The organism is Priestia sp. AB (assembly GCF_028369225.1).
Lineage (GTDB): Bacteria > Bacillota > Bacilli > Bacillales > Bacillaceae_H > Priestia > Priestia megaterium.
Genome location: NZ_JAQMYN010000003.1, coordinates 574,512 through 588,890 on the forward strand (window position 1 = coordinate 574,512; position 14,379 = coordinate 588,890).

12 protein-coding genes are annotated in these 14,379 nt (G+C 39.1%); 1 reads left to right on the forward strand and 11 read right to left on the reverse strand.

Going from position 1 to position 14,379, the window contains the following annotated elements; translation table 11 throughout:
• Positions 1-101: 101 nt before the first annotated feature.
• The 9 genes from POF52_RS12590 to POF52_RS12630 all read right to left on the reverse strand — a co-directional run bounded on the left by POF52_RS12590 (position 102) and on the right by POF52_RS12630 (position 10,504).
• On the reverse strand, positions 102-680 hold the full coding sequence (locus POF52_RS12590; protein ID WP_176584861.1) for an HTH-type transcriptional regulator Hpr: 579 nt from the start codon (positions 678-680) through the stop codon (positions 102-104).
• Positions 681-912: 232 nt separating this feature from the next.
• Positions 913-2,127, reverse strand: coding sequence for a cystathionine gamma-synthase family protein (locus POF52_RS12595; protein WP_271993005.1), 1,215 nt, complete (start codon positions 2,125-2,127; stop codon positions 913-915).
• 117 nt (positions 2,128-2,244) lie between these two features.
• A complete protein-coding gene (locus POF52_RS12600; protein ID WP_271993006.1) occupies positions 2,245-2,445 on the reverse strand; it encodes a hypothetical protein in 201 nt (66 codons plus the stop codon).
• Positions 2,446-2,574: 129 nt separating this feature from the next.
• Positions 2,575-3,624, reverse strand: a complete 1,050-nt coding sequence (locus POF52_RS12605) for a 2,3-butanediol dehydrogenase (RefSeq protein ID WP_271993008.1) — start codon at positions 3,622-3,624, stop codon at positions 2,575-2,577.
• A 46-nt stretch (positions 3,625-3,670) separates the two neighbouring features.
• Positions 3,671-5,548 carry a sigma-54-dependent Fis family transcriptional regulator gene (locus tag POF52_RS12610; RefSeq protein WP_176584865.1) on the reverse strand — a complete coding sequence of 626 codons (1,878 nt, stop codon included), beginning with the start codon at positions 5,546-5,548 and terminating at the stop codon, positions 3,671-3,673.
• Positions 5,549-5,811: 263 nt separating this feature from the next.
• Positions 5,812-7,191, reverse strand: coding sequence for a dihydrolipoyl dehydrogenase (lpdA, locus tag POF52_RS12615; protein ID WP_271993011.1), 1,380 nt, complete (start codon positions 7,189-7,191; stop codon positions 5,812-5,814).
• A 15-nt stretch (positions 7,192-7,206) separates the two neighbouring features.
• A complete protein-coding gene (locus POF52_RS12620; RefSeq protein WP_271993012.1) occupies positions 7,207-8,433 on the reverse strand; it encodes a dihydrolipoamide acetyltransferase family protein in 1,227 nt (408 codons plus the stop codon).
• A 25-nt stretch (positions 8,434-8,458) separates the two neighbouring features.
• Complete coding sequence (locus POF52_RS12625) at positions 8,459-9,493, reverse strand: alpha-ketoacid dehydrogenase subunit beta (RefSeq protein ID WP_013082775.1); 1,035 nt, start codon at positions 9,491-9,493, stop codon at positions 8,459-8,461.
• Positions 9,494-9,511: 18 nt separating this feature from the next.
• Positions 9,512-10,504, reverse strand: coding sequence for a thiamine pyrophosphate-dependent dehydrogenase E1 component subunit alpha (locus POF52_RS12630; protein WP_176584869.1), 993 nt, complete (start codon positions 10,502-10,504; stop codon positions 9,512-9,514).
• A 473-nt stretch (positions 10,505-10,977) separates the two neighbouring features.
• On the opposite strand from POF52_RS12630, the gene POF52_RS12635 reads away from it, so the two are divergent.
• Complete coding sequence (locus tag POF52_RS12635) at positions 10,978-12,312, forward strand: ArsB/NhaD family transporter (protein ID WP_013082773.1); 1,335 nt, start codon at positions 10,978-10,980, stop codon at positions 12,310-12,312.
• Between the two features lie 79 nt (positions 12,313-12,391).
• Here the strand turns inward: POF52_RS12635 and POF52_RS12640 are convergent, their stop codons facing one another.
• Complete coding sequence (locus tag POF52_RS12640) at positions 12,392-13,768, reverse strand: NCS2 family permease (protein WP_271993014.1); 1,377 nt, start codon at positions 13,766-13,768, stop codon at positions 12,392-12,394.
• A gap of 255 nt (positions 13,769-14,023) precedes the next feature.
• Positions 14,024-14,350: a Na-translocating system protein MpsC family protein gene (locus tag POF52_RS12645; RefSeq protein ID WP_029714722.1), complete on the reverse strand. Its 327-nt coding sequence runs from the start codon at positions 14,348-14,350 to the stop codon at positions 14,024-14,026.
• Between the last annotated feature and the right edge of the window lie 29 nt (positions 14,351-14,379).

The following is a 14,379-nucleotide window of genomic DNA, read 5'->3' on the forward strand; positions in this document are numbered from 1 at the left end:
AAGAGCTGTTTTATACGTCGTATTTCTCACGTATAAAACAGCTCCGCCTGTTATTCACTTATTTTCATGAAGCCCTATTGTCTGCATATTATTCACTGCGTTCAATTACTAGTTAGCTGGACTTCTTTCTTATCTTCATTTTCTTCTATTTCCGCTTCTTTTATATTCACAAAAGGTTGATCAGCAACGGTCACAAGCTCGCCGCCGCAAGCATGGCGAACAACGGTTACTAGCTCTGGAAAAGCGGGGAATTTGCCGTATAACGTTTTTAAAGGAAGTGCGCCTTTACATATCTTACTGTTATGTGGTTCATACCCTTTGAGCGTATCAAGCAATAATTGTTCGCCATTTTCAGTCAATTTGATGTAGGTGTTTCTTTTATCATTTTCTCTTTTGGACAAATGCAGATATCCTTGATTTTCTAATTTTTTCGAAAAATTAAACGCTGTAGAGATATGCATAGCTCCTAAATTAGCTAACTCTGACATAGAGATTTCTCCCATGTTACTAGCTAAACATAAAATATGATGCTCATTTACATTTAGACCATAAGGTTTCACCCATTGCTCCCAGTCATCTTCCGCAGCTCTCCAGATGGCTTTACTTACCTGCATTAATTTGAATCCAAACAATGATGCATCTTTTATTGTGTATTCACTTTCTTGTTCTTGTTTCGACATACTATCATTCCTTATTTGTAGGCTGTTGTAAGTTAGTTTATTTTTAAAACGCGTAAAAACATTTTTATTTCATCTAATTTATCAGTATACCTACAAAATCAGACGAAAAAATACACGTACAGTTTAATTTATCAGCTTTATTCCACAAAATTTCTACAATTCTGAAGAAGTGTCTACCAACTAAAAAGAGGTACTTACTTTATTTTCATTAAAAAAAGTAATACGCGTCTTTTTACTTACTGATAGATGATGCGGATTCCAAGTGAGCAAATGCTTGTTCTAAGTCTGCAATTAAATCTTCCGTATCTTCAATTCCTACAGATATGCGAACCAGTCCTTCGGATATTCCAAGAGCTTTACGTTCTTCAAGCGTACATTCTACGTGGCTAGTCGTTCTTGCTGGTCCATAAATTGTTTCAACCGCTCCTAAATTGCCGGCTTTATTTGCATACGTTAACTTTGGCAGCAAAATTTTAATAGCTTCCATTTCTCCTTTTAAAACAAAGCTTAATATCCCGCCAAAGCCTTTCATTTGTTTTTTGGCAATATGATAATGAGGGTGTGTTTCCAATCCAGGATAATAGACGGCTTCAACCGCTTCTTTCTTTTGAAGAAATTTAGCAATTTCCAAAGCGCTTTGCTCTTGTTGACGTATACGTAATTTTAACGTTTTCATTCCTCTTAAAATAAGATACGCTGACATAGGATCCATGGTCGCGCCATTGATCTCACGGTAGTGATACACATGCTTCATTAATTCTTTAGAGCCGCATACTGCTCCTCCTAAGGCATCCGCATGTCCGCTTAAAAATTTTGTTGCGCTGTGAATGACAAGATCTACCCCTAATTGAAGAGGGTTTTGATTAATAGGTGTCGCAAACGTATTATCAATAATGACGACTGCCCCTACTGCTTTTCCTGCTTTTGCTATTCTTTCAATATCAATAATTTTCATCGTAGGATTTGTAGGTGACTCTAAATATAGCACTTTACATCCTTTATTTACTTCCGCTTCAATTTCTTCATGATTCCCCGTATTGCATAAGGTTACATCCACTCCGATGTTAGGAAGGAACTCAGTGAAGATTTTATTTGTTCCTCCATATGTATCTTTTACCGATACGACGCGGTCTCCAGGTTTTAAAAACGTGTATAATGTGCTGCTAATAGCCGCCATTCCGGAAGAAAATGCGACCGCTTCTTCTGCTTCTTCGAGTATCCTTACTTTTTCTTCAAAAGCTTTAACCGTAGGATTACTCATGCGATTATACGTATAGCCTGGTTTGTTTCCTAACGCAACTTCTTGCCATTCGTCTACATCATCATAATTGTAAGCTACGCTGAAGACGACAGGAACTTGGGTAGCATTGTAAGCAAGCGATTCTTTTTCTCCCGCCCATACCGCTTTTGTTCCGTCTTGTACATTTCTAAACTGTTTGTCTGTCATTCACTCATCACCTCTGATTTTATTAACTAGATTATATATTGTATACAATATACTGTATATAGTACAGAATAATCTGATAATAAAACAACCCTACTTACCTTATTCAATTTAAAGAGCTTAAGACATAACGAAATGAATCCGATCTAAAGACGAACAAATAGGATAGGTGAGCTGAACCGCTTGTGACACGGCAGTTGATTTCCGTGCAAGACTTCGCTTTCCGCGGGCGGCCGCTGAGCCTCCTCGTCGCATACGCTCCTGTGGGGTCTCACCTGTTCCGCTGTTCCCGCAGGAGTCTTCGTCTTGCCCTCCAATCAACTGCTAGAAGAACTTAAACAAAACGAACCGACGTTTACCATAACAAACAAAACGAACCACTAATCAAAAATCTTGATTAATGGTTCGTTTTTTACTTCGTCTAAAATACTTTTGTCCCAGCCTCTTTTTTTATTCGGCTTTCACTAAAATTTTCACCTGTTCTTTTTCTTTTAACAGTTTCTCAAAACCTTCTTCAATCACATGTTCTAGTTTAATACGTTTTGTCACCAGTTTATCAGCAGAAAAATAGCCTTTTGCCATTAAACTAATAACCGCTGGAAATACATCGCGGTAGCCAATAATACCTGTTACTGTACGCTCTTGTAAAACGATTGTTTGGGGATGAATGGACGCTTCTTTTTCAAATATACTAACAATCATTGTCTCTCCGCCACTTTTGGTAGAATTAATGGCTTGAGTTAAAACTAAGGGAACACTTGTCACTTCATAGGAAACGTCTACACCTCCGCCTGTGCGCTTATGTACTTCTGCTACGGGGTCGTATTCTTGCGGGTTAATGGCAATTGCCCCAAGTTCTTCAGCTTTCTGTCTGCGCTGTTCCGATAGTTCAATCGCATAAATTTCAGATGCACCCGATGCTTTTAACGCTTCAATAACTAACAAACCGATTGGCCCCGTCCCAAATACAGCGGCTTTATCCCCTACCTTTAGTTTGCTTTGGCGCACAGCATGAAGAGCCACAGCTGAAGGCTCTACGAGAGCTCCTTGCTCGTAAGACACCGTTTCCGGTATTTTATGAATCATCTCTACCGGTATGGAGGCATACTCAGAAAAACCTCCGCCTCCTCCTGCAAGACCATAAAACCCCATTTTCTTACAAAGATTATACTTTCCGTGTTTACAGTCTTCACACTCTCCGCATGCATAGATAGGTTCTACCACTACTCTGTCTCCGACTTTTACATTCGTAATACCTTCTCCGATTTCTACAACTTGTCCAGAAAATTCATGCCCCAGCACAATCGGTGCTTTATCTTTGCTTAATGGATGGAGTTCTTCTGTAGGAATAAAAATGGGTCCTGCCGTGTACTCATGCAAATCACTTCCGCAAATTCCACACCATTCTACTTTAATTTTCACTTTCCCTTGAGAGACGGTAGGTTCTGAAATATGTTCTAACCTTACATCTTTAACGCCATGCCATCTTAATGCTTTCATTCTACTCAGCTCCTATCCTTATTTAAAACAGCTACAAAATCTAAGCTTACAAATTAAATTTTTTTAATCTATTATAAAATGTACTTCGTGGTATATCTAACAGCTTAGCGGCAAGTGAAACATTTCCCTGGGTTTTACGTAAAGCATCCATCATTAAGTCTTTTTGAACTTTTTCACGAAACGTGAGTGCGGGTAAGGACGTAAAATCATTTTCTTCTATTTCTTGTGAAGTATCAAAGCGGGAGATGCTCTTCTGACCGCCAAGATTTAAAGAACTTAAATAATTCAATACTTTCTCTTTTTCTACTTCCGTGTTTAGTGAGATTTTCAAGCGCTCAAGTACATTAAATAATTCTCGAATGTTTCCGGGCCACTGGTAATCTATCAATTTATCCACTAATTCCTTGGGGAAATTCATATTCCAATCATTCGTTTGACAAAAGTACCGCATAAGATGCGGAATATCTTCTTTTCTTTCCCGTAAAGGCGGAACATGCACGGGATACACGTGAAGTCGGTAATATAAATCTTCTCGAAACTTCCCTTCATTGACAAGCTGGCGAAGATCTCGATGAGTAGCGGTAATAATCCGGATGTCTACCGGAATTTCCTGATTGCTTCCCACAGGCGTCACCTTGCGCTCTTGCAATACTCTTAACAAAGAAACTTGCATAGAATGAGGAAGTTCACCTATTTCATCAAGAAAAATCGTACCATGATTAGCCTGTTCAAACTTCCCTTGATATCCTTGACGCCGTGCTCCTGTAAAAGCTCCTTCCGCATAGCCGAATAATTCACTTTCCATAAGTTCCTTCGGAATGGCACCACAATTAAGAGCAATAAAAGGCCCGTTTTTACGCGAACTGTTTTCATGAATCGTTCTCGCCACTACTTCTTTTCCAGTGCCTGTTTCCCCTAAAATATAGACCGTTGTATCCGTAGGAGCCGCATGCTTTATTTCTTCTAGTGTTCGCTGAAAGGATCGGCTTATGCCTGATTCTCCTTTAAAACAAAATGATTGAGCAGAGATCTGTTTAGTTGTTTGGTTATAAGTCGTTTCTTCTGATAAGTAAACAATCTTTCCAATAGAATGACCGTGTCTTTTTGAAATTACAGGCACTTCCATCACTATACGAAATCCCTGTTGTACAGTCGTATTCAACTGTTGGCCTGACCATTTAGGTATACATTCCCGAACGGTTTTACTTGCTCCTACAATTACTTCCTTGTAATTGCAAAGCAGCAAGAGCTGCTTGCTATCGACAAAATTCATAGAAGCATGAACCAACTCAATTTCGTCTTTATGCATTCGAATGCTTAGCTCCCGTTCGATTGTATACGCAATGGACGTAACCATTCCAAGCATATAAGGGTGCGCTCTGTTTACGGGACAGGAAATATTAATAATCCCAATTAAATTTCCGTCGTCATTTCGAACAGGCGCCGCCGAACAGCTCCATTGATGCGAAGCAATCGAATAATGTTCTGTACCTGTTATCATAATGGGTTCTTCCGTTTGCAGAGCCGTACCGATTGCATTTGTTCCTACTTCTTTCTCTGTCCAACAAGCACCTTCCACAAAATTAATTTTTCTTGCTTCATTCAGTGTAAGTCTATTTCCTGTAATAGATAAAATATAGCCTTCTGGGTCAATTAATAGAGCAACCATTCCTAAATCTGCCGCTGATTGTCTTATTCTTTCTAAGTGCGGCAAAGCCGTTTCAAGAAATAACGAATTCATTTGTTTTCGAGAATGAAAATCTTCGTTTCTTAAAATTGATCTGCCTTTATCTAGGTAAGGATTAACATCTGCGCTTTTACAACGATGCCATGATTTTACAATAATGTCGTTTAACCTTGACGATTCAAGTGCCCCTTCGTTTACAAAACGTTTCCATGTGTTTAAAGAAAGTGTAGATTCCATTTCTTACCTCTCCCCTATAAACTTGATTGAATATAGTAAATCAAGGCTTGTTACTATTATTATAAATCACAAAGAAAACGTTATCATTATCAAAGATAGATTCTTAAGCTCACGTTATGTAAAAATTAATAGAAAAACTAGACGAGGATGCAGGAAAATCCCTATACCTCTCCCATGATTCCTTCATCCTCTAGTTTACTTTTTAAATCATTCATTTTTACTTTTCATTCTTAAAGAGCTTAATAACTTGAGTACTTGTATAATCATGAGTGAACGGCCTGACCCGTTGAATGCAAAAGAGCTTCATGAATCGCTTCGGATAATGTAGGATGAGCAGCGATAAAGTCTTCCATTACATCCGTGGTCAACTCTCCGTGCAGCATGATGGTTCCTTGTCCAATTAATTCTGTAGCATGTGCACCTACAATGGAAAGCCCAATAATTTCATTAAACTGCGGTTCTGCTATTACCTTCACTTTTCCAACCGGATCATTTGCAATCATTGCTTTGCCGTTTGCCGTAAATGAAAATTCTCCGACACGAATATCACCGTATTTTTCTCGGGCCTGTTTTTCTGTCAAACCGACACTTGCAATTTCAGGATGAGTGTAGATGCAGCGTGGTACAGCTCGGTAATTCACGCTCTTATCTTTTCCGCATGCGTGCAAAGCAGCAACTGTGCCTTCATGAAAGGCTACATGAGCAAGCTGAATTCCGCCAACTACATCTCCACAAGCATAGATATTAGGTATATTCGTTTGCATATGCTCATTAACATCAATTCCTTGTTTTGAAAAATGTACACCAATCTTTTCTAAACCTAAATCTAGCACTCTAGGCTTTCTCCCAATTGAAATTAATGCATAATCAGGTTGCAGTTCGTGTAGCTCTTCTTTATGTTTAAATAGAGCCGTTTTATCTTCTGGCTGCATTTCTGTTAGTGAAGCGGATGTGTAAATCGCTACGCCTTTTTTCTCTAACTCTTCCTGTAACGTAAAGGCGATATCGGCATCTTCACCAGGAAGCAGCTGATCTGCCGCTTCCACAATCGTTACTTTTGTTCCCATTTGACTGTAAATGCTTGCAAATTCACACCCAATTACCCCTCCTCCTACTATTAAAAGAGATGAAGGGATAGCAGACAGTGACATCGCTTGTCCACTGTGAATGATCCATTTTCCATCAAAAGGTGCAAACGGCAGGCTAGCAGGTTCTGAACCCGCAGCAATAATAAACTGTTCAGCCTCTATCTCATCTACGTGATTTTCGTTTTGCACGGCTAGGCGATGATTTGTCAAAAAGGAAGCTTCTCCTTTCATGACTTTAATACTGTTCTTTTTCATCAAATAGCCAATTCCCTGCACTAGTTTTTTAACAATGGCTGTCTTATGATGCTGAACCCCATCCCAGTTAATTTTCACTTGTTCCAAAGGAAGAGTGATGCCGAATTGCTCAGCTTGCTTGATTTTCTCGTAGGCTTCCGCGCTTGCTAATAATGACTTTGTTGGCATGCAGCCCTCATTTAAACAGGTTCCACCTAAATCTTTTTGTTCGATTAACGTAACTTGTTTTCCTTGCCGGGCGGCAGTGATTGCCGCCACATATCCTGCTGGACCGCCGCCAATGACAACTAAAGGTTTCACGGAATGCACCCCTTTCTATAAGAGTAGTAAAATAGGTTGCTCTAAGTATTGTTTAATAGTTCCAAGAAAATTAGCTGCAGGCGCCCCATCCAGTACGCGATGATCAAACGTCAGGCTTAAAGGCAGCAAGTTTCTTTTTTGTAATTCGTCTCCTTTATACATCGGTACATCTTCAGTAGCTCCAACACCAAGAATTCCTGTTTCAGGCGGGTTTAATACAGGTGTAAAATACTCTACTCCGTAAGCACCGAGATTAGTAATAGTGAATGTAGAACCTTGCATTCTATCAGTGCTCAGCTGACCCTGCCGAGCATCTGCTGCTCGTGTTTTGATCTCTGCAGCTAATTCAACTAATGACATCTTTTCAGCATGTTGCACAACAGGGACTACTAACCCATTCTCTAAGGCCACGGCCATTCCAAGATGAACATGGTTATAGAGATGAATTTCATTATCTATATAAGCACTGTTCATTTGTTTATGTTCTTGAAGTGAAAGAACAACAGCGCGAGCAATAAAATCAGTTAGAGATATCTTCACCTTATGGCGTTGTTGGATCACATCTTTGATTTCCCGTTGCAGAGACAGCAAATCCGTCACGTCAGCTTTCATATTAATCGTTAATTGGGCACTGTTTAATAAACTATTATGCATTCGACTTGCAATGACTTTTCTCATGCCCGCTACTGGAAGCGTTTCTTTTTTTATAGCTTTATCTATTTCTGCTGGTGGACGACTCGCTTCTGAAGCTCTTTCCGCCAGCACTTTCTCTACATCTGCTTTGGTGATTCTTCCTTTTGGTCCTGTGCCTTTAATCGTTTCAACATTAAGGTTTTCAGATTCTGCTATTTTCCGTGCAATTGGTGAAATAAGCACCGTTTCTTTGCTCTTCTTTGATGAAGCTGCGTTTGCTGGCGGCTCTTCTAAAGAAATAGTGGCAGCTACTTCGTTTTTGGGAGCCTGGAGCTCATTTGCTGAACTGTTTTGCTCAGTAAGCTGCTCGTTTGGCTTTCCAACATAACAGATAATCGTTCCAGGAGGCACCCCTACATCTTCTTGCACAAGAATATCAAGAATCACACCGTCCTGCGGAGCTTCAATTTCCATTTCTATTTTTTCAGAATTAATGCTTGCAATCATATCTCCTTTTGAAACGGAGTCTCCAACTTTTTTATTCCATGTCGAAACGGTTCCTTCTTTCATTGCCATACCTAGTTTTGGCATTACAACCTCTGCAGCCATTTGCTTCCTCCTCCTTCCTCTTTGCTTACACGCTTAAAAGCGATTTATCTCCTAGTAACTCCGATACAACTTCAATTACTTTTTGCGGTGTTGGCAGATAAATATCTTCTAATGGAGGTGAAAATGGCACAGGTGTATGTGGCGCTGTAATTCGTTTAATAGGTGCATCAAGCATGTCAAATCCTTTATCAGCAACTAGCGCAGCAATGTCTGTTGCTATGCTGCATCTTGGGTTGGCTTCGTCAATAACAATTAATCGATTCGTTTTTTCTACAGAAGAAAGAATCGTCTCTTCGTCAAAAGGGGATAGACTTCGCGGATCGACTACTTCTACGTCAATTCCTTTGTGAGATAATTGATCTGCTGCTGTAAGTGCAGTATTTACTTGTTTGCCAATCGCTACAATAGTTAAATCCGTTCCTTCGCGTTTCACGTCCGCTTTTCCTAATGGAATCGTATAGTAGCCTTCAGGAACCTCACCTTTCATGTTGTACAATGTTTTGTCTTCAAAAAAGATAACCGGATCATTGTCTTCAATTGCTGCTAATAATAAACCTTTTGCATCGTAAGGATTAGAAGGGACCACTACTTTAATGCCAGGAATGCTAGTGAACAAAGCGTACAAGCTCTGAGAATGCTGAGCTGCAGCTCTAAATCCAGCTCCATGAGTCGTTCGAATTGTAACGGGCACTTCTGCTTTTCCTCCGAACATGTATCTAAATTTTGCGCCTTGATTCAGCACTTGATCTAAGCAGCATCCAATAAAATCATTAAACATTAATTCTGCAACCGGTCTTAACCCCGTAGCTGCCGCTCCCATTGCAGCTCCTATATAAGCTGCTTCTGAAATAGGCGTATCAAGAATTCGTTCACGTCCAAATTCTTGTACAAGCCCCTTCGTCACTCCAAGGACCCCGCCCCACGCCTCATCATCTTGCAGGTGGTCAATTTCCGCTCCACCAGCTACATCTTCTCCCAGCAGAATCACATTCTCATCTTTTCGCATCGCTAGTTTCATTGCTTCATTGATAGCTTCAGACATACTTAATTTTCTAGTCATCTTCTTTTCCCCCTTTAATTAGTAAGATACATAAACATCTGTTAATAGTTCGGAAGCATCAGGATAATCGCTTGTTTCTGCTAGCTCAACCGCGCGTTTTACTGCTTTTTCTACATCACCTTCAATATCTCTGAGCTCTTTTTCTGTTACTACTTGTTCTGAAAGCAAATAGTTTTCAAAAAGAGCAATAGCATCTTTTTCTTGGAGATGTTCTTTCTTTTCACTGCCTGATTTATACGTTTGTGCGTCGCCTTCGAAATGCCCGTAATTTCGATACGTTACACATTCAATTAACGTTGGGCCTTCCCCTCTGCGAGCTCGTTGAATAGCTTCTGCAGCTGCTTCATAAACAGCCATTACGTCTTTTCCATCCACTCGTACGCCTGGAATGTTGTAAGATGCGGCACGGTCTGCAATCGTGCTGCAGCTTGAAGCATAAGAAAATGGAGTTGCCTCTCCGTAGCCATTATTCTCAGCAACAAAAACAACAGGCAGTTTCCAAATGGCTGCTAAGTTAATTCCTTCATGAAACGTTCCTTCGTTGCCCGCTCCGTCTCCAAAAAAGCAAACGCTTACATCTTTTGTCTTTTTATACTTAGCAGTTAAAGCAGAACCGCATGCAAGCGGAAATCCTCCTCCTACAATTCCATTTGCTCCTAAAATTCCTTTATCTAAATCCGCGATATGCATAGATCCGCCTTTTCCTTTGCCTAACCCGGTTACCTTCCCAAATAGTTCAGCCATCATCCCATCCAGATCGCCGCCTTTAGCAATACAATGACCGTGTCCACGATGAGTGCTCGTAATACTGTCACTGTCATTAAGGTGAGCGCACATTCCAACCGCTATCGCTTCTTCACCTGCATACAGATGAACAAAACCAGGCAGTACACCCTTTGCAAAAATTTGATGTATTTCATCTTCAAACTTTCGAATTTCTACCATTTTCTGATACATCCAGCTGGCTTTTTCTTTCGTAAGCTTTTCTGTTTTATTTTGAGCAGTTTTCATTATGGTAAGCCTCCTCATTTGGTTATCAAACTTCACTTAATTACTCTTGCAAGTACCGTGCCAACATGAAAACGGCTTTATCTTAGCAATCCATTGTTTTATTTGCTCTCACAAAGTTAGACAAAATTGGACACTGTTCCAACTTTGTCTAACTTTGTCCCATCTTAGAGGAATCAATTATGTAAACTGAATTTAAGGTGCATAATAAGCGTGTGGGTTGAAAATCACATGAATAATTAGCAAGAAAGCTTTTATGTAAATATGATATAATGCTGAAGGAATCGTCTTCATTTTGAAGAACACCAAAGCTTTTAAAGGAGGTTGGTTAAAGGAAAGCGGATTTTATAGAAGTTTCACCGTAAAGTTGGATGTAAATTAAACGATGAAAGATGAGGTGAAAACCTGGAAAACATCCAAAGTTTGCGTCATCTACACTTCGCGACGTCTAGATGACATATCGCCAGGTTACAGTTATGCACAATGCAATTCAACACATTACAAGTTTCCATGTATACGCAGCCATTATTATATTTATCATTACATATTTTCTGATTATGACTGAAAAGATCAATCGCGCTTCAGCAGCTCTTTTAGGTGCTATATTAATGATTTTGTTAGGCATTGTCGATTTTAATAATGCTATTACCGAACATATTCAGTGGGAAACAATTGTCCTTCTTATGGGTATGATGATTTTAGTTGGCATTACAAATAAAACAGGCGTGTTTCAATACGCAGCCATCAAGTCTGCTAAAATTGCTAAAGGTGATCCGGTTCGAATTCTAGTTATTTTATCGATTTTAACAGGTGTCGGATCAGCTTTTTTAGACAATGTGACAACCGTGTTATTAATTGTTCCCGTTACATTTTCGATTACTACTATCTTAAACATTAATCCTTTTCCGTTTCTTATATCAGAAGTGCTGTTTTCAAATATTGGAGGAACGGCAACTTTAATAGGCGACCCGCCTAATATCATGATTGGGGCAGCGAACCCTCACCTTGATTTTAATGCTTTTTTATTAAATTTAACTCCTGCAGTGCTGATTATCGGTGTTGTTACACTGGGGATTCTTGTTCTTATCTATCGTAAAAAGTTAAAAGTAGAAGATAGTAAAAAGCAAGAGCTAATGAGTTTAAATGAAAAAGATTATATTCAAGATTCTGTTTTAATGAAAAAATCGTTAACTGTATTAGTATTAACGATTCTAGGTTTTACCCTGCATTCTGTTTTGCACATTGATGCGGCTATGGTAGCCATTACGGGTGCTGCTGTACTACTGGTAATTGGATTAAGAACTCATGATGAAGTAGAAAGCGCATTTGATTCTGTTGAATGGACAACGATTATTTTCTTTGCAGGTTTGTTTGTTCTTGTCGGAGGCTTAATTGATGTAGGCATTATTAAAAAGCTGGCTGCTGGCGCGTTAAACGTTACAGACGGCAATATCGCACTGTCAGCTTATCTGATTTTGTGGATTAGCGGAATTGCTTCAGCTGTTATTGATAACATTCCTTTTGTTGCTACAATGATTCCACTTATTCAAGATATGGCTCATGGAATGGGAATGAGCCCTGATTCTGCTCAAATCAATGTACTGTGGTGGTCATTGGCTCTAGGAGCATGTTTGGGAGGAAACGGTACGTTAATTGGAGCATCTGCCAACGTCATTGTAGCTGGCATGGCTGTAAAAAAAGGACATAAATTTTCGTTTATGGATTTTTTGAAAATTGGAGCTCCGATTATGCTTGTATCTCTTTTGATTTCAACGTTATATATCTTTCTTCGCTACCTTTTATTCCTGTAAGGAAAGAGCAATTAAAATTTACATGAACAGTAAAAAGACTTCTCAGCTGAGAAGTCTTTTTTGCTCTAGATATATGGGCTCAAGCAGCCCAAACGAAGTTGATAATAAAAGCGGCACTAATCATATACATAATCCAGTGAATTTCCTTCGCCCTGCCGGCTAACAATTTAACGAATGTATAAGATAAAAACCCTAGCGCTAAGCCTTCGCCGATACTAAACGTTAACGGCATCAAAATAATGGTACAAAAAGCCGGCACAGCATCTGTTATCTCGTCTAAAGGAATGTTTTTTATTTCTGTCAACATGAGAGCTCCAACCATAATTAAAATAGGCGCTGTAGCAAAAGAAGGAATAATACTAATTAATGGCGTAAATAAAAGACTCACTAAAAACAATATGGCAACGACCAGTGCTTTAAGGCCCGTTTTGCCTCCTTCTGCAATTCCCGCAGCGTTTTCTACATATGCGTTCATTGCAGTAGATCCCATAGCAGCACTGGCTACAGTCGCAAGAGAATCTGCCATAAGCGCTTTATCTAACCCCTTAATTTCTCCTTTTTCATCCATTAATCCAGCTTTTTTAGATAATCCAATCATCGATCCTAAATTATCGAATAGCTCCACAAGCGTAAATGAAAAAATAATAGAGAAAAGACCGTAATGGAGAGCAGATTTAATATCCATTTGTAAAAAAGTTTCTGACATGCTCGGCATTGAAAATGACACAACGCTGCTGATACTTTTAGGTGCTTCTACTATGCCCAGCACCATCCCGGCAATTGATACTAGCAAAATGCTAATCAGGGCAGCTCCTTTAATTTTTCGAGCAGTTAATACAGTTACCGCGATAAAACCTAATAAAGCAAGGAATGGGCCCGGTTTTGTAAGTTGTCCAAGCGCTACTAAATTTTCTTTGCTGCTTACAATAATTCCTGCTTGCTTAAAACCGATAAAAGCAATAAATAGACCGATTCCAACGGAAATAGCACTTTTTAAAATAGCGGGTATCCCTTCAATAATCTTTTTGCGCAAGCCTGTTATCGTTAAAATAAAAAACACAATCCCTGAAATAAATACGGCTCCTAAACCTGTTTGCCACGTTAACCCTTCACCCAATACTACTGTATACGTAAAAAAAGCGTTCAGCCCCATTCCAGGTGCTACTGCAATAGGCATGTTCGCCCACAGTGCAAACAAAAGAGTTGCAAAGACAGTGGCAAAAATCGTTGCTGCAATTGCCGCTTCTTTTGGAATGCCTGCATCTGCTAAAATCGTCGGATTCACAAAGATAATATAGCTCATCGTCACAAAAGTAGTAATTCCAGCAAGAATTTCTGTTTTTACATCTGTTTTGCGTTCGGTTAAATGAAAAAGCTTATCCAACCATGAAGGGTTGGGGACTGAGTTCTTTGTTAGTTCCATATGCTGAGCTTCCATTTTTTCATTCATCGCCACTTGCTTTTCACTCCTTTAATTTTCGATTCATCTTCTTTTAACTCGCTTTTACAGCTCCTCTATAAAACAGTGTGTTTTTAACCATTTCCCCCCTCTTTTTTATAAAAATATCTATAAAAAGAGCCGTGAAAACAGAAGGAAACCCTTCTATCTTCACGGCTCTTTGCTTCTGTAAACAGAAGATAAGCATCCGTCTTTTACCTATTTTGCACAGCAAACGATTTCATCGAATGTTGTGCAATTTATATAGAGAAGTTATTTAAAGCAAATAACTGTACAAGAATTCTCTGTAACAGGATCATAATCTCTAAATAAAGAAGTGACCTCGACATCAAATAAAAGCTCCACTTTTTGCTTTAGCATTTTTTTATATTTAGTCGACAAAGCGGCATCAAGAGACATCACTAATTCTCTATATTCTTCACTGAGGGCTTCTAGTGCCGGCATTCTTTTTGATTGAGCTAGAATAAGAATTTTATTATCAATAATATCTATTTTTTGAGTATTCACGCCTACATTAAAAATCTCTTGGCTAATTTGAGTATACAAAGTAGCTATCTTCTTTTTAGAGATCGGCTCCATATGCTTCACCTTTTTCATTGTTAAAAATG